Raw genomic sequence first — 18630 nt, 5'->3', positions numbered from 1 at the left:
CGTGGCCTGAAGCATTATCGTGGCCTGACGCTTTGCGCGCAATTACTCGGTATCGTAAAATTCGACTGTCTGCTTCAATCGTTCTGCGTGCTCATATATCTCGTCCAGAGAATCGATCGGGACACGCTGCTCATTTTTATCCGCGTCGAATAATCCGAGATACTTCTGGGTGGCCTGGAATCTCAGGCGGCAGATGGGCTGGCGATTATTGTCGTCAAGAAGAACACCGAAGTAGGACTTGACGTCTCGGTGAGCAACCCGATTGACATTCACCACCTCACGCATAATTGCGCGCACGATGCGGAAGGCTTCCATCTCCTCCTCGGTAGTTACTACATCTCCTTCCTTTGAGACAACGCCTTCGGGCAGATCTTCTTCATCTGCGACTGATTCGATACCGTCACTGTCGGGGGCAGGCTGAGCCCCAGCCTCCTCTTCAGCTAAAGCCGTGCTCAGGCGACCCCTAATTTTGTCACTTACAAACTGTCGCAGAGCGTCGTGAACGATGCTTTTAAATTGAGCTCGTACATTCTTTGTAATGCGGCCGTCGTAGACCTGACCCGTCATATACCGCACGAACTCATCGCCCGGTTCATCCCATTGAACCTGCAAGTATTCCAGCAGTGCCTTGCGGTATTTGAGGTCATGCGCGGCAGACAACATGTCTTCGAGATCGAACGAAGACTTCCGTAAACGCTTAAGTTCACCAACCTTTGAGTCATCCACATGAAGCAGGTCGAACGTCAGGAAAGGACGCTCGTCCATCTTATTTTCCTGCTCCAAATCGGTGAAAAACTTGTACTTCAAACCATTCGTCAACACGCCAATCTTCGCCTCCGTGACGTGGAAGTACCGAAAAAGTTGTCCGGCATGGTCTGGGTCCAGCGGTGCACCAGCATGCTTGCACTCGAACAGCATGACCGGCTTATCATCAACCCGTATCGCGTAATCGACCTTTTCCCCCTTCTTGGTCCCCACGTCCGCCGTAAATTCCGGCACAACCTCCCTCGGATCGAATGGATCATACCCCAATGCTTTGATGAACGGCATGATTAGAGCGTTCTTTGTCCCCTCTTCGGTTTCTAAATGATTAATCTGGTTCTTAGCACGTGAGGAAAGTGAGGCGATTTCTTCTATAAAATCCATCCGTCTTCTCTCTGATCATTATACCTATCTTGACTTTTAGCAATTACACGTCCACGGACGACTAAGTCAAAGGACAGAAACGTTTGTGCGCTAAAGCGTCCGGAGGCGTCGGTAACCCGTCCCCAGACTACACTCCTCACGCCCCCCCATTCTCCCCTTCTCCCTCTCCCTCTCCCCGCACACCCCAAACCACATCCCAAACCTCACCCCCCAAACCTCACAGCTCACCTCTCACCCCCTTTCCCCGAGCAGGCATTCCTTCCATGACAGGATCCGGTGATCCGGGAGGGCGCGGGCACCGGTGTCCTGTTCTGTCTGCGCAAAGTTGAGGATGGCGACCAGGAGCACGCCACCGACCGTGTTGCCGAGAACCGACGGGACGAGAAAGTCCAGCGCGAACGATGCCCACGTGATCGTCCCGCGGAAGACGGCGAACATCGCTTCGGTGGACCCGACGATGCAGTGCGCAAGATCGGCGGCGGCGACAACGTAGATCAGCGTAAACGTGATGAAGAAGCGTCCTGTCGTGCTTCGCGCCGCGAAGTTGAGCCAGACCATCCCCGCCACGAGCCAGCCGGCGAAAACAGCTTTCCAGAAGACGTCCGCCCAGGGCAGCTTCACGAAGTGCTCGCCGTAGTGGAGCCCTACATCGATCATCGCAGCATCGAAAACACCCGTCGACGCGAAGATCCAGGCACACGCTCCCGCGCCGAGCAGGTTGGCGAACAGGACCACGGACCAGATGCGAATGAGCCGCGGGATGCTGGCCCGCCGTGCGAGAACGAGGGTGACCGGCGTCAGCGTGTTCTCGGTGAACAGTTGATAGCGGCCCATCACCACGAAGAAGAACCCGACCGGGTACATCAGCCGGGAAACCAGCGGAGCCGCCTCCCCCGTCAGTCGAGCCTCGACGGCGACGATCGCGAGGAAGGACAGGCTGATGGAAAGTCCGGCCGCGAGCCCGCCGAGGAAAAGAAGTCGCGTCGACCGCGAAAACTCATGGTCCGCCTCGGCCACGAGCCGACGAAAAAGCTCGTCCGTGGAGAACCGGTCGCTCACCACGCTTCCGGTGTCGGGGGCGGAGATCGCGGCGTCGCTGGCGCGGGATCCGCCGGAGCTCTGGGATTCGGGCATCGGGTCGAACCGGGTTAACGGATAGAAGGAAGGAGGAAAAGGGAGGTCTGAGTGATCTCCCGGTGCCGCAGAGGAGATTACTCGGCGGGACGGTCAGTGAGCGTATCGCGGGCCACGAGGGCGGACTGGAGGGAGTCCGTGGCGCGCTCGACCTCGACCCCAAAAGCGGCAATTCGCCCGGCGAGATTCGACTTGCTCTCGTGAAAGGCCTCGTTCTCCCCCGCCGGCAGACGAACGACCTCGCCATCGAGGCGCTTGTGCTCGTCTCGCAGCCGCTGAATCGTCTGCCAGTGCGTCTGCGGTGCGGCCGTTCCGGCCTCGTCCAGCTCAAGCGCCATACGCTCAATCCGGCTCGAGAGCGTGTTCAGGCGATCGGACACAGCAGACTGGAAGTCCGCCCGCGAGTTGATCGCGCGAAGCTGTACTTCACGGAGCCGGTGCTGAAAGGCGTCGAGGCGGTCATGGACCTCGGAACGGCGGTCGGTGCGGACGGTCTCCTCCCTCGCCTGAAGGGCCTTCAGGTCCTGCCGAAGCGAGTCACGAAGGGTTTCGAGCTCGCCGAGGGTCGATCGCAGGTCGGGTTCGATCTCTCCCTCCCGCGCCTGGATCGTTTGACGCACCTCCGAAATACGGGCATCTGCCGGTTCGAGCATGGCGCGGATCTCTCCCTCGAGCGACTGGGACTGCTGCAGAATCTCCGTTCGCGTGTCCGGTGTGGACGACGACGCGTCGTCGGTCTTTCCCTCACCGCAACCGACCAGCGCGAGGGTACAGGCGAAAAGAAATGTGAAAGGTCGGGAGTGGATAGTCATACGGAAAGCAGTTTTGAATCAAGATGCGAAATCAGCGGGCAGACCTGTGCGGTGCGCGGCATCGGCGACATCGACCCGCCGAGGAAATGGCCGATCGGCTCCAGGGAAGGAACGGACAGGCCGAAGCGGAGGAGAATCGCTCATCCCCTACCGAAGATCAGCGACACCACGAACAGAACCAGGAAGACGAATACGAGAATCTTCGCAACCCACGCCGAAGTACCCGCGATGCCCCCGAATCCAAAGATCGCTGCAATGATCGCGACGATAAAGAACAGCAGGGCGTAGCGAAGCATGACGTGCGATAGCCTATGATTAGGGCAGCCATGATAAAAAGAGTGGGTCGTGCCGGCTCCCCGCCATTGGGGTGCGTCGCCATCTTCTCCGGTCTATGACAGCCTGCCGTACGGAGCGACTCCTCATTCTTTTCGCGAACGTGCCCTCGCTGTCAGCAAAGTGACATCCGTAACGCCTCGCTTCCAGCATGCGACCCAGACGTAACGCTCGCATCGCGCCGCACAGCGCGACCGCTTTCCTTGCCGTGTCAATCCCTGAACAGACACTTTCGAACCAATGACCCGCCCACGAATCCCTCCCTTCTGGACGCTTCTTCTTCTCGCATGCGGCGTGACGCTGACGGCCTGCACGGAGGGCTCCACCGAGGCCGGGGAGGCAGCACCTTCCACGACGCCGGCGGGAACGAGCCTGCCGGTAGATGCCTCTTTCCTCGCGGATCCGATCTGGGACGATGGAAAGGCAGAGATTGCCTTTTACCGCGTGGAGCGATCGTACAACGTGTACGAAGAGCCGGAATCCGTCACGTTCGACGTCGGCACGTACGTCGTGAAGCAGAACTTCTCGCGGGAGACCATGGCGAAGACGACCGACGGGTCCGGCACGCCGGCCTTCAAGGCAGCGACGTTTTTCGAAATGAACAGCGGCAGCTATCAGTACAAGCGAAACTGGGTCGTGAATGCGCGACGGGCGGACCTTGCGCCGCTCAAGCACTCTTTTTCCAGCTTCGACTGGTGCTCGAATCTTTATCGTGAATACGCCTTCCACGGGGATGGCGGAGTCACCTTTCGCAAGCGGAGCGATGACTATGGCAACCAGGAGCGCCGCCTCGACGTCTCGGGGAACGCGTTTAACCGGGTCGTGCCCCCGGCACTTGTGCCGCTTCTCGTACGATCCCTCACGTTTCAGGACGAGAGCCCGGTCCCCTTTTTCGTCCTGAATGCTGACGGCGGCCCCGTCCGCGCCCGGGCCGCATTGATCGACACCGCCACGATCGACACACCTGCCGGTTCGCGGCGCGGTGAGCGCATCCGCGTGACGTACGACCACCCGGCACCATCGCCGATCGCCGGCAAAACAGCGGAGTCAGAGGTGTACGCTCGAGCGATGGATTCCGAGCGAACCCTTCTCTCGCTGAAGGCAGAAGACGCAAGCTACAACATGCGGCTCGTCGAACACCTTCGGAGCGCCTACTGGTCGGAGAACATCTGGCCGATCCTCGACCGCGTGTCCGCGCGACCGTAGACGCTGCCGACAGGGCCGTCCGACAACGCGTTCGCGTTAGCGCACGACCGTCAACTTCTGGGTCTGCACGCGTCCGTTCCCCGTGAGACGGAGCAGATAGGTACCCGCGGCCAGGTCGTCGACCCGGATGTTCACGGCAGACGAGCCACGGGGGACATTCGCATCCAGCGAGCGTACGCGCCGCCCGAGCAGGTCGAACAGAACGAGGGAGGCATCGTCCATGTCTGCCGGAACGGACACGTCCACCGTCGCCACATCGGCGACCGGATTCGGCGTCGGGCGGGCGAGGCTGAAGGCCGCGCGGGACCTCAGGCGGACCTCCACCCGGCCGACAACGCGTGCATTGCCGTCTACGTCGACCTGCCGCAGCCGGTACGTGGCCGTGCGGGCTCCGGCGGGCAGTCCCTCATCCGTGAAGCGGTAGGTGGAAGACGCGGTGGTGGTGCCTGCGCCAGACTGATACCCGGCCTCCTCGAAAGGACCGCCCTCTACGCGACGCTCGATGGAGAAACCAGCGTTGTTGGTTTCCGACAGCGTTGTCCACGTAAGCGTGACAGAACGACCGGCGTTCGCCTGTGCCGAAAAGTTGGCAAGTTCGACCGGGAGTTGGCTTGAGGGTGCGGACAACTCGCTCGTGTTTCCGTCGGCATCCGTCGCCGTCGCCGTCACATAGTCCGACTCCGTGACGGAGACCAACGACTGAAACGTCGTGGTCTTCGGACAGGGCGGGGCTCCGCACCCACTGTAGTCCGAGGAGGTGTATGTCTCCTGGGTTAGGATACCAAAACCCTCTTCCTGATCAGCGTCGGCCCGGTAAACGTTGATCTGAAGGGGATATGCGCTGGCGCCCGACGTTGATAGCGACGGGTCGCTGTCGACGTAGTAGGTGATCGTGACGTCGCCGGTCGACGGGTCCACGCTCGTTGCCTCGATAACGGGATGGTTTTGAAGGCGATTGGCACCGTCATCTGCATCGCCGGCGTCATTTGCCGTTCGGCCGTCCGAGTCTTCCGTGCCGCCCTCAAGGTCAATCCCAACACCGCCATTCAGACGCAGCGCATTTCCCGTGATCTGATTCTGTACATCCGGCGGCGTAAGGGATGATACTTCAACCCCGTCCCCCCCGTTATATGCAATCACGTTGCCCTGAACCAGAACATCGTCTGCGTTGATCGATACGCCGGCCTCTCCGTTACCGAGGGCGTTGCCATCCTTGTCGACGCCGATCCGATTATTCGTAATCCGGGCGTCGTCCGTCACCGAGAGCCCCCGTGCGGCATTTCCCGAAATGATGTTGTTGTCAAACGTCGTTCCCTGGGCGCCTGCGCCGACGAATGCGCCCCGGAAGTTCCCTCCGGCCGTGACGCCATCCGGCTCTACGCCGAGGTGTGCGTCGATAATACGGTTTGCGCCGTCATCCAGAACGATTGCTGTGCCGTCGAAATTGGTAATGGAGATGCTTCTCAAGATGAGTTCGCCACCACCGTTCAGATCGAACGCGACACGAAGACCGTTCGCGCCGGTCCCTGCGTTGCCTCCATCGATCTGAATCACCGGCAGGTTGGAGAAACTCGACGCCGAGGTACCGTCCATTTCAACCGGCTCGGTGATTTCAGGCAGCGGGCTGCTGACACCGATGAAAAACGGATTGGACGACGTCGAAGAGTTCGGCGTATCGAACTCGATCACGTCCGGACCCGCGCTGCCGTTGGCTGCATCATTCGCCTCGACGATGGCTTCGCGGAGCGTGCACTGATCTCCCGACGTTGACGGAAGAGCGTCGCACGTCCCATCCGGCGACCCACCGCCTACATCAATATTTGTATTGACGGTGAATGTGGTCTGCGCCTGGGAAGGCCGGGGAGCCACGAAGCAAACGAGGAAAGCACCGAACGCAAGTGTCGTAACGAGTCGGAAAATAGGCACGATTGAGGGCTGTAGAGAAGAGGGATCGGGGAAGGCATGACGACGCGGACGTCGGCAGAAAAACATACATCCGCACGTCACCCTGTACGTATACAATGCGGGAAAACCCTCTCCCTCCGGTCAAAGGGACGGTAGAACATGACGGGAGCGCGTCCGCTTAACTTGCAGCCACACGTCCATGCCGCCAGGAAACGTGTCCAGACCACATAGAACAGGGCGCCCGAACCCGTACCGTTCAGGCGCCCTGCTTCTCTCTCACTCCATCCGCACTCTAATGCCGTTCCGGCACCAAAGTACGTTCGTCTCGACCCGTACTCGCATGGACGCGAACAGGGACGGACGGTCGGTTCCCTCGCCGGTCAGTCGGCCGGCTGGGGGATAGTCGGTTGCCTCTTCGTTCTGGTCGTGTCGTCTTGGTTTCTCCGTACAACGTGCTTCATCGTTGGCTTCCTTGTTTGCGGTGGCGATTGCCATCTTGCTGTGATTCCGATACCTTCTGGGCGACGGGCGGGGTCCACCGAATCTTAACGCAACCGATACTCACGGGTCACTAAGCTGTTACGTGTGGATCCGACGGACCCGATGGTTGGCTCATTGCACCTGCGCGAATCGACTCGGCGCCGCCGTCGTTTAGCAAGTATCCTGAGCCATCATTTCCCCCATTTGATTGAGCAGCATCCTGCGGCCATGAGCAATACGTATCGAGGATTCGAGCTATCCGGCTCCGACGCACCGGACCCCGACCAACAGACAGTATCCGCTACACGAGGCCGCATTACGCTGCGCGTCCACCTGAGCGAAGGGCCGATGCCGCAGGGATGGACACTTCAGGATGTTCTCCGATTTGAAATCGATCGGCTAATCGACCCGAAGGCGATTCGCGACGTTGAGCACCTGAATTAACCACCTGGACGGCCGTTGCCATGTTGTCCATTTGCAACATCTCCGCTTATCGGCCTCCGGCGGAAGGTATGGCATTATAATCGCATACCTACTTGAATGAATTCCGATGCCTCTGCACTCCTTATTTTCGATTTGGATATTACGATGTGAAGTAGTATCCTAAAATAATACATGCTTGCATCGGAGATTTCGCCGGTCTTGCACACGCGTGTTGTGCGGACCGGGTTCACGGTGGGTATTCTGAATTGGTCGGGTACCGATTCGACCCGCCGGCCGCCCCGGACGTTTTCACCCCCTGCGCATGTCTTTTCCCCCCGCCGCCCATTCATCGCGCCTGATCGCGTATCGAGGTGTCATCCTCGTTGCGGTCCTGGCCCCGATCAGTATCTGGCTTCCGGCCATGTGGGTGCTGTTTGGTGGGGCGTTGGTGGCGCTGGGGCTGGAAGTCGCTCTGGCACGGCGGACGGATGCACGACGCACCCGCTCCGAGGGCGTGATTGAGTCCGCCGTCGATCACCTTCCCGGCGTGTTTATCGTTATTGCGCCAGATCTGACCGTGCGGCGCTGGAATGACGGCTTCCGGAGCGTATCGGGATATACGACGGCGGCCGTGAAGGGCCAGTCCATCACGGCGTTTTTCGACGAGGACGACCGTACGACGGTCGAAGACGCATTCGATGCCGTTCTCTCCGGAGGAACGCAGCGTTTTGAAGCCACGCTTCTGACGCAGGGCGGCCGGCGCGTTCCGGTTCGTGTGACAGGGACGCAGGTGACAGGGTCCAACGGGCCGGTCATCGTAGCAACCGCCATTAACATGCTCGAGCAGAAGCGGACCGAGACCGCCCTCGAGCAACAGGAGCACCAGTACCGCCTGCTGGCGGAGAATATTTCCGATGTGGTGACGCTGCTCGACCGGAACGGCCGCCGCCTTTATGTCTCGCCGTCGATCAAGGACCTCGTTGGACGTCACCCCGAACGGTTGTTTGGGACGCTACCGTTCGACCACATCCACCCGTCCGACGTTGCGCGCGTAAAGGACACGTTTACGTTTGCGTTGGAGGGCACAGGCGAGGTGCGTACCGAGTATCGCCTTCAGCATGAAGACGGGCACTACATATGGGTCGAGTCTATCGGCCGGGCGACCGATAACGATCAGGGCGAAGCCGCGCTGCTGGTGGTGACGCGAGACGTCACGACGCGGAAGAAGCGCGAGGACGATCTCGTCGAAAGCCGCGAACGTCTCTCCCTCCAGAAGCGTCGGCTCCGTCTCCTCTACGACGTCATCTCCCGCCAGGACCGTCCCACGGACGAACAGCTGCAGCGCGTACTGGATCTCGGCACGGATCTGCTCGGTGTCGACGTCGGCATCGTCAGCCGGATCCGGGATCACGTATTCACTATCGAGGCATCCACGGCCAGCGGGGAGTACGCCGTCGGGAGCGTGTACGATGTTGCCGACACCTACAGCGCCTTCACCGTCGAGCAAGACGATGTCGTCGCGATCGGCAACATGGGCGACAGTCAGTTTGCGAATGAGGCCTGCTACGAGCGCTTTGCCCTCGACCAGTTTCTGGGCGCACCGATATACATCGACGGGTCGCTCTACGGAACCCTCACGTTCGCGTCCAAGCGTCCGCGCAGCCGCCCGTTCACGACGGATGACCGCGACTTTCTGCAGGCCCTCGTCCAGTGGGTCCGCGCCGCTCTGAAGGCCCGGGTGCAGGAACGTGCGCTTGCCGACAGCCAGCGTCTCCTGGAGAAGACAGAGGAGGTGGCAAACGTCGGCGGCTGGATGTACGAGGACCGTACACAGAGCTTCACCCATACGGACCACCTCGCCACCATCTTCGAGGTCGATGACGGGTACCGGTTTCACCCGGACGACGGCCCCAACTTCTTCGGTGAGGCGGCGTGGACCCGGGTGCTTCGCAACATGCACCGGGCGTACAAGGAAGGCCGCCCGTTCGACATTGCCGTTCCGGCCGTTACCGGCGAGGGTCGACGCCGATGGCTTCGCGTCACCTGCGAAGTCGAACCCGGCAGTGATCGCCCGGACCGCATATGGGGTACGGTTCAGGACATCACCGATCGACGCGAGGTCGAAGATGAGCTCCGCGTGACGGCGCAGCGTCTCGGGGCGCTTCTAACCAGCCTGCACGAAGGCGTGCTCGTGGAAGACCAGAACCGTCTCGTCCGACTGGTGAATCAACCGTTCTGCGACCTGTTCGACATTGGCGAGGACCCGACAGACCTGATCGGTACCGATGCCCGGGCGCTGGCACTGCAGTCGACCCGAGTCCTGAACACCCCCGAAGAGACGCTCGACCGCCTCCGCGACCTGATGCGGGCCCGCGAGACCACCGTCGGGGAGCGCGTCGAACTGGCAGACGGCCGCGTTCTGGAGTGCGACTACGTGCCCATCCACATCGACGGCACCCGGTTCGGCCACCTCTGGAAGTACCGTGACGTGACGCTGCGCGAGGAACGGGAAGCGAAGCTCCGCACGGCGAAGGAAGCTGCCGACGAGGCCCGCGATGAAGCCCGTCGTGCCGAACGGCTGAAGTCCATTTTCCTCGCAAACATGAGTCACGAAATCCGGACGCCCCTCACGTCCATCATCGGCTTCGCAGAGGTTCTGGAGGAAGAAGTCCCGGATCCGTACGATCACCTTGCCGGACTTGTCGGCACGAGCGGCCGTCGACTGCTCAACACGATTTCTTCGGTGCTCGATCTCTCGAAACTTGAGGCGGATCGCTGGAAACTAGACGCTGAGCCCATCGACGTGGTCGACGAGATCGAGGAAGCACTGGAGGTCTACCGGCCGCGCGCTGAAGATCGCGACCTCAACCTGTCCGTGGACGCCGCGGATGCGCCCCTCTTTGCCCGCGCCGACCACGCCGCTCTCCAGCGCGTTCTCGACAACCTGGTCGGCAACGCGCTCAAATTTACGCCGGAAGGCGGGCGGGTCACGCTGCACGCGCGGACCCGGGCTGATACCGTACGGATCGCGGTCGAGGACACCGGTCCGGGTATCAGCGAGGAAATGCAGAAGCACCTCTTCGAGCCCTTTGTGCAGGACCCGGACGAGCGCAGCGAGACGGCGACGGGGAGTGGGCTGGGCCTCGCCATCACGCGGCGTCTCGTGAATGCCATGGACGGCTCGATCGACCTCGATACGTCGTACACGATGGGGACCCGGTTCGTCATCCAGCTTCCCGGATCCATGAACGCGGAGGAACCGGCCATGCCCCCGGAAAACGGGCAGCGCTCTGCGAACCGGGTGATGGAGGATGAGGCGTAGCCGGCGTAGATGCGTGGGTGCCGCATGGTCGTCATGCGGAGCTCATCACTCGCCCGAACCAGACGCCTTCTTCTCCGTCATGCGCTCCTGCAGCGTATCCGCGAGCTCGGCGCTCGGTAGCAGCCCGGCATCGGGGAGGCGGCGGACCAGTTCTGCCCAGCGGTCGTCCTGTGCGTAGGCGCGGCGAAGGAACGGAACCGCATCGTCCACGCGACCTTCCGTTGCCAGCGTAATCCCGACCCAGAAAGGCGCCTCCCCGTTTGTCGCCTCATCTGGGACGAGCCCCATCGCCGTTCGATAGCTCTCCATCGCCGCATCAATGTTGCCGTCTGTGACGTGCCCGTCGCCCTCGTTTAGCTTCTGGTAGGCGCGCTGCAATCGGACGAGACGCTTCAGTTCTTCAACCGGCTCCGGGTGGTCCTCGATGCGAAGGTCGAACAACCGGTCATTCCACGGCTGACCGGTGGACTCGGCCCGCACCACAATCAGAGCGGCCGATTGTTTGCCGCGCATGTCACCGCCCTCGTTCTGTGCTGCTTCGAGCGCCGCCACGAGGCGGGCGGCGAGGTCTCCCTCGCTCGATTCGTACGCGTCCGCCATCGCGCCCCAGACATCGTCGCTCTCCATGAGGTTGGCCTGCACAGAGTAGCCGGGTCCCGTCTGATGCCCGGCGGCCTCGATCGCATTCTCTCCGGTGTGGACAGCAACACGTCCACGGGCATCAACCATGGCGACCTGACGCACGGCGCGGGCATCGTCGGTCGATACGAGCGCCTTCAGCGCCTCGTGGGATGTGCGCCCGTGCGACATCAGTTCCAGGCCCAGCGGACCGTACCGTGGATCGACGAACGACTGCGTCGCCACCGCCCCGACGCCGGCACGGGCCCACGGGACAACCGATCCCACGCTGAACCAGTGGGACTGAACGGCGACGCCAATCTGCCCGGTCACCGAATCGCGCGCGACGATGCTGTACGTGGCGACCGGGCGGCGGGGCACGTCTTTCCGTCCGTAGGTGTCCGCCGAGGCGCCGTCCCGTTCCACAGACGGTTCGTCGGGTACCTGCGCCTGCACGGCACAAGGGACGGTACAAACAACGAGAACGATCCCGATCGCGAATGTCAGCGCGAGCATGCAGCGGCGAAGGATGCCCATCGAAGAGAGGGTAGCTGTTGGAAAGGAAGTAGCGGATGCCGGCTCAAAGAATAACTGCAACGCGTGGAAATGACCAGCGCGACTACGTCTCCATGGTTATCGGATCCGGCGGCGCCGGGGCGAACATCCGTCGGGACGGAGAGGTAGCGGTACGTGGGTCCCGGCGACGGGACCAGGGGTCGACGAAAGGTACCATACCGCGCGGAATCAACACGAAACGATGGCTTCAATTTCTGTTCTCGGCGGCGGCATCAGCGGCGTGACGACCGCGGTCATGCTTCGGCTTCTCGGGCACGGGGTCACCATTTACACCGATCGGCGAACCGACCGTGCGTACGGTTCGCATGATCCGATGACGGCGAGCCTGTACCCCGCAGCGTCCGTCATCCCCCACGCCGTTACCGTCGACAACCCGGCCGACCACCTTGCGGACACGCAGGCCTTCTTCGAGGTGCTGCGCCATGCCAAGGATTTCGGGGTTCGTCGACAGCTTCATTTTGAGGTCTTTGAGGCGCCAGAGCCGGATCCAGATTACGCACCGGCGCTTATCGACTATCGCCGGCTTGCCGACAGCCCCCTCTGCCCCCCGTCCCGCCGCGGTGCGGGCCCGCTTCACGGGTGGCACTTCCAAGTTTATTTCGCGGAAACACCCGTCTACCTTCGTCGACTGTTCCGCCTGTTTGACGGGCTCGGGGGGCGGATCGTCCGTCGCACGGTCACTCCCGACACGCTTGCCGACATTCCGGGAGAGGTCCTCGTAAACGCGCTGGGCGGTGCCGCGCCAACGTTGTTTCCAGATGAGCGTCCGGCATCCTACATCCGCGGAATCCTCGTCCTGGTCCCGTCGACCGGTCTGCCGCGACACCGCGACACCGGACAGCACCTTTCGTACAATTACACACCATCCAGCACGGCCTACGCTCAGGCCGACGGTTCCCCGGCAGGCGTCTACGCCTATCCTCGCCGGGATGTCTGGGTCCTTGGCGGCACGAAGCAGGACGGACACCTGGATCGTGACGGCCGGTGGGTCGGCGAGCCGCTCGTTGGCGAAACAGTCGATCTCCCGGTTCCGGGCGCCGATGATGGCAGGATTCCCGTGCCGCGACCCATCCTCGACATGAACCGCGAGATCCTCGTGGATCTGACGGGCGAGGCACCGGATATGTCTGACGCGCACGCTGTGTTTGGATACCGGTACGCCCGGGACCCGGACGGGGATGGCGTGCGCCTAGGTACCGGTCGTTCACCCGACGGACGACTCGTGGCCCACAACACGGGGCACGGAGGCGCCGGTGTAACGCTGTCATGGAGCTCCGCACTCCGCGTGGCCCGTGCGCTCCAGACGGCGGGCGTACCCATGAACGGAGCCACACCGGCCGGCGGAGGCATGGACGCGATGACCGAGGCACCCGTGCGGTTGGTGCGCCGTCTTCGAGAGGTCGCAGGCGATCGAATCATGGCATCTACGACGTAATTGATGGATCGATAATCCGGTTATGGATAATCTCCCCTTCATCCACCCCGCCCAGGCATGGAGATTGCATTACATATGTGTTGAGTAATCGGGGGACCGTTTGGCCGCGATACCCCGCGCTTTCTCCGAAGTGTCGGTTAATAATTCTGCAGAATTGACGAATTTTCGGGGCAACGGGTATTAACGTACTGCAAAATGCTTTTGAACGGTTTCAGAATTTCGTACGATGAAATCGTTCCGGCATTTTCCATGCTCTTTCTGTCCCCAATCCCTCGCACGTGACGCCATGGACAATCCTGTCGACCGCATGATTCGGTTGATGACGCTGGGTGCCGGCCTCGTCGGTATCCTGGTCTACACCGTTCTTGAGTTGCTCTAAATCCCTCTTTCACGCGTCGCGCCGGTAGCGCTTTCGACCGGTGCGACGGCTTACTGCGAGACCGGCCGGTAAGGCCGTCCGCCATCGCAGACCCCTGAGCCGTGGATACGGCTGCGTCCCCACGCCTTCTCTGGCGACTTCCCGTCTTTTCGAAACGGTATCACGAGCTGAGCATAACGACGGCGAACCTGTGTCCGAACCCGCCGTTCACAGGATCGCGCGTGGATTCCTCACGGGACTGCGCTCCTTCGTCTGTGTTTCCAGCCCAGTGGTACCGTTTTTATGTCCGAACTGATTGTCATCGGTGATCGCGTCCTGATCAAACCACAGGAGGGCGAGCAAAAGACGAAGTCCGGTCTCCTTCTCCCGGCCGGAGCAGCCGAGCAGGAAAACGTGCGGGGGGGACGCGTCGTGAAAACCGGGCCCGGGTACCTCACCCAGAATCCAGAGTATTCCGAGAACGACTCCTGGCGGCCGTCGGATACGCCCGTCCGCTACCTTCCCCTCCAGGCCGAGCCGGGAGACTACGCGTACTTCGTCCGGTCGGAAGCCGTCGAACTGAAATACGATGCCACCGACTACCTCATCATCCCCCACTCGGCCATCCTTGCCCTCGTCCGAGACGATATGACGTCGGAGGAGAAGTCGGACACGACGATCGAGGATATCGAAGACCTCTGGGAAGACGACGAGTAGTCTCCTCACGCCAGCTGCGCGCACGCAGTATTCTTTTTAGGATCATGGACGTATGCTCCATTGGCTGAGACAGCCGATACACATCACTGTCTCACGCTGATACGTGTGCATGCAGGATCGCCTCCATCTGCCGTGTGCAAACGGTAGAGCGCGTCTACGCAGATTCCCACCAGGGGCCGTCCGAGGGAGTCGTTGCAGAGGATCCGGACGCATTCTCACGGGCTGGTGCTATGTTGGAGGGCGTCGGCGGACCACCCCGGCGGCCTCGACGCGGGAGCGACACCAGATAGAGGAGCCAGGCGACATAGCGACCTGCGGATAGTCGCGGAAGGTCGTTCCGCCGCTCTTCCACCTCCTCCCGCTCGCGCGTCTGTACCTCGATCTTCTCGCGCGCGCGGCGCGTTTCGGCGTCGATGTCTTCGACGCGGTGCTCGACGTAGCGCCGAAGCCTACGCTCTTCCGCCGGGGATAGCTCGTCGGGCAACTCATCTTCCGCCTCTCGGACCAGCGTTGCACGCCACATGGCGATTCGCGCACGGGTTTTATCGCTCAGCCGGCGAAGCTCACCAAGCCGCTCCGCTGTCGCTTCGTACGCCGTGCGAATGTTGGCCGACTTCAACCGAACGACGTGCTTGTGGGTAAGACCTTCGACGTCTCGCAGTTCACCAATAAAGTGGTGCTTCAGGTGATCGTAGATGACCTCTTCGCGGAGCTCCTGGAGCCGCTCCTCGCGCCGTTCGTCTACGGAATCGAGCACCTGCCGGCGACGGACGGATAGCGAATCGATCTGGCGGCGAATATTCTGGATCAGGCGCGTGATCCGTTCGGACTCGCGGGCGAGCCTGCGGCGCCGCCGCACAACCGGGTGACGTCCGTACCGGAGCCCGGCAACGACGCCGAGGGCGATGATCCCGGCCAGCGCTACGACCACGCCGTATGCGGGCGTCATAACGCGTCCGGCGACCGCTGCCACGAGCAGAACCGTTGCGAGGAGCGGAGCCCAGGCTCGCTCCACCGGATCCCTCCGTGCCGCCGGCGTCCGCGAGCGGTCGCGCGAGCGCGAGGGAACGTTTACGGCCGTCAGGGACGCGTCCCCTCGGATTACGTGTTCGAGCGCGGGCACATCCTCCGGTTCCAGGTAGCAGGCCGTGCGCAGTGCATCGGCGAGCGGGGCGAGGTCGTCGTTGCCCCGTAGCTCAGCCAGCAGCGGCGACCCATCCGGATCATAGAAATCGCCGTCTCGAAACAGCAGGTTTTCGCCCGTGTCGTATGCCTGCCATAGTTCAGGGCGAACCGCGCACGCGCGAAGTCCGGTGTAGACCGCAAGCGCAGAGAACCGATCCACGCGCGGTCCAAAGTCGCGCTCCGTTCGATCCGGGTGCTGGTAGTTGCGATGGCCAACTTCGGGGCTGGTCTCCCCGTCCAGTTCGGGCACGTACATTGTATCGTAATCCACGAGCTGGATGACGGGCTTCTCCCCGTCCGTGGCCACGCGCACGTTGCCGTGTTGCAGGTCCCCGTGGGCGATCTCAGCCTCTTCGAGTCCTGCACACAGCTCACGCCAACGCTCTGCGAGTCGCGCGATGCATCCCCGATCGTCCAGGTAGTTACCCACGAACCGGTTCAACCCAGCCCCTTCAACCCACTCCATCTTGAGCACGGGATAGATGTCGCCGTGAACGTGGATGCCCCTGGGCTGATAATCGAACGAGACCGTCCAGGGGAGATCCACCGCGGACAGATACCGCGATATGGCAGCGTACCGTTGCTGCTGATCCGGAACGTGGGCGAGGAAGCACTTTGTCGCGTAGCGGATGCCCCGTTCGGTTGTCATGGGAAAAACGGCCGCAAAGGCCCCCGTAACCGGTTGTGGCAGTCCGAGCACGTTCTCCCGGGGAGACGCGGTCTGTAGCTGCGGGTCCGTAAACGCGGACGCCGGATCCTGAACGGCTTCCTGATAGTCGCTCGGCGTGGGGTAACTCATGGACGAGGTCGTTCGGACGGATTCGCCGATCGGCGGTGCTGCGGGTGGGATTAAGATGGCTTCGCTGCGACCTGGATCCGGACGAGCGTCGCGTCGTCGTTTCGGAGGGCGCCGTTGTCTCGGGCGGCCTCCACCTGCGCGCGGAGGCAAGCGGGATCGTCCGGCAGGGCCGGCGTCGCGTCGAGCAACCAGGCTGCGACAGCGTCGGTGGCGAGGATGAAAACGTCTCCGCGTGTCCAGGTGCCGTGTTCTATGTCCGGCGCGGGCCTCGCGTCGCTCGACCGGCTGTTCAGCAGACCGGGGCGATGCGAAAATGCCTCCGGGTCATCGACAGGCCAGGCGTCTCGGCCCCCGGCCTTTTCGTGAATCAGGATACAGTCTCCGACCGAGAAGGCGGAGTACGCGCCATCCGCGTTCAGCATCAGCGTGAGGCATGTCGCGAAGGCACCCTCTCGCTGCTTTTCCTCCACGTACCAGGGGACGGGCGAGGGGTCGTCGGCAAGGGTCGCGCTCCAGTCGTTCCGGGCAGCATCGACCGACCTCGACCATTCCGTATCCGTAAGGTCATCCACCCTCACCATCCGGCGGGTCAGGCACGATGCCCACAGCCGCGAGTAGACGGACTCCGTGGCACCGTCCGCGACGGCGACGCGAACGGGAAAGGTGTCCGCGTGCACAGCGAAGGCGTCCTCGTTCTCGTCCGGCGTGCTGCCCTGCTTCGGAATGGAAACGGCAACGACGTCCACGGGCGGACCTGAACGGTCCACGCTGGGGGCGTCCGTTGTGGGTTCTTTTGCGGAGTTATCGCTCGACAAGTCCTCAGCGGTCATATCGACGGAGGAGGCCCGCGGAGACGGGACGTTTACCGGAGCGTGCTCGGCCGGGTGCCAATCTCAAGGAACGTGACCAGCGACACCGGGTCGGCGTTAAACACGAAACCGCGTGTATCCAGGTCGACGTGCAGGCCCTCCTGCTCCGCAGCCGCACGCATCGAGAAAGGCAGCGTACTGGACATCTGGAAGAGCGTTTCGGCGTACTCGTCGTCGTGCGGAAGTTCGCTCCGATCCGACGGCAGAAGCAGGGCAGGCTCTTCCGATTCGGAAAGATGAACGTTGAACAGGAGTACCTCGCCGTCGTCCGTGGCAAACGACCGGAGTTGTTGCGCATAGCGAAGCGGGTCACCGTCGGTGGCCTCGCCGTCCGTTACGTTCAGCACGACGGGCGGAAAGCTCGATGGATGCTCGTCAATCCATGTTCGCACCGACTGCGCGGCGAGGTCGAGCGCCTGGCACATGGGCGTCCCGTTTTTCGCGTGCGGGTCGAACCAGATGGGTGTTTTCACCCGGCGATCCTGCTTTTCCCCCTGATCGTTTGTCGTCGTTTTGACCCGTTCCTCCATGCGGCGGGGTCGTTCGGCCAGGTGGCTAATTGGAATCAGCCCAGTACCCGTATCGTACTCATCCGCCGGGGTGATGAGGTGCTGCACGCGTTCCCCATATCCGATGATGCCGACGTCGAAGTAGTCTCGTACACCTTCCTCCTTAGCGCACCGAAGCACCAGGTTTTGCAGCAGGCGGTTAACCGTGTCCGCAAGGACGCGCGCCTTGCTCGGTGCGGCATCTCCTTTGGCTTCCGCCCCTCCGAACGTGTCCTGCATGGATGCCGATTGGTCCAATAAAAACAAGAATGCCGTTGGCTGCTGACGGCTGATTTCGGCGGAATACGGCATGTACGAGTATCGAATGCGTGAGCAGTACGGGAACCGGAAACTCGCATCGGTCATGCAGAAAAACGTTCCGGCGTCTCACGACCGTAACGCGCACGCGAACTGCGTGAACGTGGTGCGGAGACGCCGGCAACAGGACTCACATGCCTCTTCGCGAGGCTGAACGCGGTTGCTTAGCTCAGATCATCAAGTAGCTCGCGGGCTTCCTTCTTGTGTTGCGGGTCGTCCGGATCGTCGTTTTCCATATCGAGAACCCTTTGCAACTCGGCCCGGGCCTCCTCCTCGCGATCCATCTTGAGATAGGTGCGGGCGAGCTCGATGTGGTGCACGATGGTATCCTCCTTTTCAATTGCCGTTTTGAAATCGCGCACGGACTGTTCGAAGGATGCTTCCGGGAGACCGCCGTAGACCGTCCGCACGATGGTGCGCGAGAAGAATCCGAGGTCCGCTACTTC

At 61.8% G+C, this 18630-nt stretch carries 14 protein-coding genes and 1 pseudogene; 5 read left to right on the top strand and 10 right to left on the bottom strand.

Annotation, left to right across the window (positions count from 1 at the left end; genetic code table 11):
* Window positions 1-42 precede the first annotated feature (42 nt).
* The 4 genes from ACFCU0_RS05925 to ACFCU0_RS05910 form a co-directional block, all read right to left on the bottom strand.
* Complete coding sequence (locus ACFCU0_RS05925; protein WP_434972744.1) at window positions 43-1146, bottom strand: type I restriction endonuclease; 1104 nt, start codon at window positions 1144-1146, stop codon at window positions 43-45.
* 231 nt (window positions 1147-1377) lie between these two features.
* Entirely contained in the window at window positions 1378-2280 is a 903-nt protein-coding gene (locus ACFCU0_RS05920; RefSeq protein WP_434972743.1) for a formate/nitrite transporter family protein, read from the bottom strand.
* A gap of 77 nt (window positions 2281-2357) precedes the next feature.
* Entirely contained in the window at window positions 2358-3092 is a 735-nt protein-coding gene (locus ACFCU0_RS05915) for a hypothetical protein (protein WP_434972742.1), read from the bottom strand.
* A 140-nt stretch (window positions 3093-3232) separates the two neighbouring features.
* Window positions 3233-3388 (bottom strand): DUF1328 domain-containing protein, encoded by a 156-nt coding sequence (locus ACFCU0_RS05910; RefSeq protein WP_434972741.1) that lies wholly within the window; start codon window positions 3386-3388, stop codon window positions 3233-3235.
* 277 nt (window positions 3389-3665) lie between these two features.
* On the opposite strand from ACFCU0_RS05910, the gene ACFCU0_RS05905 reads away from it, so the two are divergent.
* On the top strand, window positions 3666-4631 hold the full coding sequence (locus ACFCU0_RS05905) for a hypothetical protein (protein ID WP_434972740.1): 966 nt from the start codon (window positions 3666-3668) through the stop codon (window positions 4629-4631).
* 36 nt (window positions 4632-4667) lie between these two features.
* On the opposite strand, the gene ACFCU0_RS05900 is transcribed toward ACFCU0_RS05905, so the two are convergent.
* A complete protein-coding gene (locus ACFCU0_RS05900; RefSeq protein WP_434972739.1) occupies window positions 4668-6557 on the bottom strand; it encodes a right-handed parallel beta-helix repeat-containing protein in 1890 nt (629 codons plus the stop codon).
* A 687-nt stretch (window positions 6558-7244) separates the two neighbouring features.
* Here ACFCU0_RS05900 and ACFCU0_RS05895 point away from each other — a divergent pair.
* Window positions 7245-7460: a hypothetical protein gene (locus ACFCU0_RS05895; RefSeq protein ID WP_434972738.1), complete on the top strand. Its 216-nt coding sequence runs from the start codon at window positions 7245-7247 to the stop codon at window positions 7458-7460.
* A 301-nt stretch (window positions 7461-7761) separates the two neighbouring features.
* Window positions 7762-10761 (top strand): PAS domain S-box protein, encoded by a 3000-nt coding sequence (locus ACFCU0_RS05890; RefSeq protein WP_434972737.1) that lies wholly within the window; start codon window positions 7762-7764, stop codon window positions 10759-10761.
* Between the two features lie 45 nt (window positions 10762-10806).
* Here ACFCU0_RS05890 and ACFCU0_RS05885 read toward each other — a convergent pair whose 3' ends face one another.
* Window positions 10807-11916, bottom strand: a complete 1110-nt coding sequence (locus tag ACFCU0_RS05885; RefSeq protein ID WP_434972736.1) for a DUF1028 domain-containing protein — start codon at window positions 11914-11916, stop codon at window positions 10807-10809.
* Window positions 11917-12136: 220 nt separating this feature from the next.
* On the opposite strand from ACFCU0_RS05885, the gene ACFCU0_RS05880 reads away from it, so the two are divergent.
* Together ACFCU0_RS05880 and ACFCU0_RS05875 are read left to right on the top strand one after the other, a co-directional pair.
* Window positions 12137-13390 carry an FAD-dependent oxidoreductase gene (locus tag ACFCU0_RS05880; RefSeq protein WP_434972735.1) on the top strand — a complete coding sequence of 418 codons (1254 nt, stop codon included), beginning with the start codon at window positions 12137-12139 and terminating at the stop codon, window positions 13388-13390.
* Between the two features lie 661 nt (window positions 13391-14051).
* Entirely contained in the window at window positions 14052-14465 is a 414-nt protein-coding gene (locus ACFCU0_RS05875; RefSeq protein ID WP_434972734.1) for a co-chaperone GroES, read from the top strand.
* Window positions 14466-14619: 154 nt separating this feature from the next.
* On the opposite strand, the gene ACFCU0_RS05870 is transcribed toward ACFCU0_RS05875, so the two are convergent.
* The 4 genes and pseudogenes from ACFCU0_RS05870 to ACFCU0_RS05855 all read right to left on the bottom strand — a co-directional run.
* Complete coding sequence (locus tag ACFCU0_RS05870; RefSeq protein WP_434972733.1) at window positions 14620-16449, bottom strand: hypothetical protein; 1830 nt, start codon at window positions 16447-16449, stop codon at window positions 14620-14622.
* Window positions 16450-16499: 50 nt separating this feature from the next.
* On the bottom strand, window positions 16500-17279 hold the full coding sequence (locus ACFCU0_RS05865; RefSeq protein WP_434972732.1) for a protein phosphatase 2C domain-containing protein: 780 nt from the start codon (window positions 17277-17279) through the stop codon (window positions 16500-16502).
* A gap of 32 nt (window positions 17280-17311) precedes the next feature.
* On the bottom strand, window positions 17312-18178 hold the full coding sequence (locus tag ACFCU0_RS05860; RefSeq protein WP_434972731.1) for a vWA domain-containing protein: 867 nt from the start codon (window positions 18176-18178) through the stop codon (window positions 17312-17314).
* A gap of 170 nt (window positions 18179-18348) precedes the next feature.
* A pseudogene (locus ACFCU0_RS05855) lies at window positions 18349-18630 on the bottom strand (tetratricopeptide repeat protein); the annotation flags it as partial.

The organism is Longibacter sp. (genome assembly GCF_051155795.1).
Classification (GTDB): domain Bacteria; phylum Bacteroidota; class Rhodothermia; order Rhodothermales; family Salinibacteraceae; genus Longibacter.
This window is presented reverse-complemented; position numbering and strand designations above follow the sequence as displayed.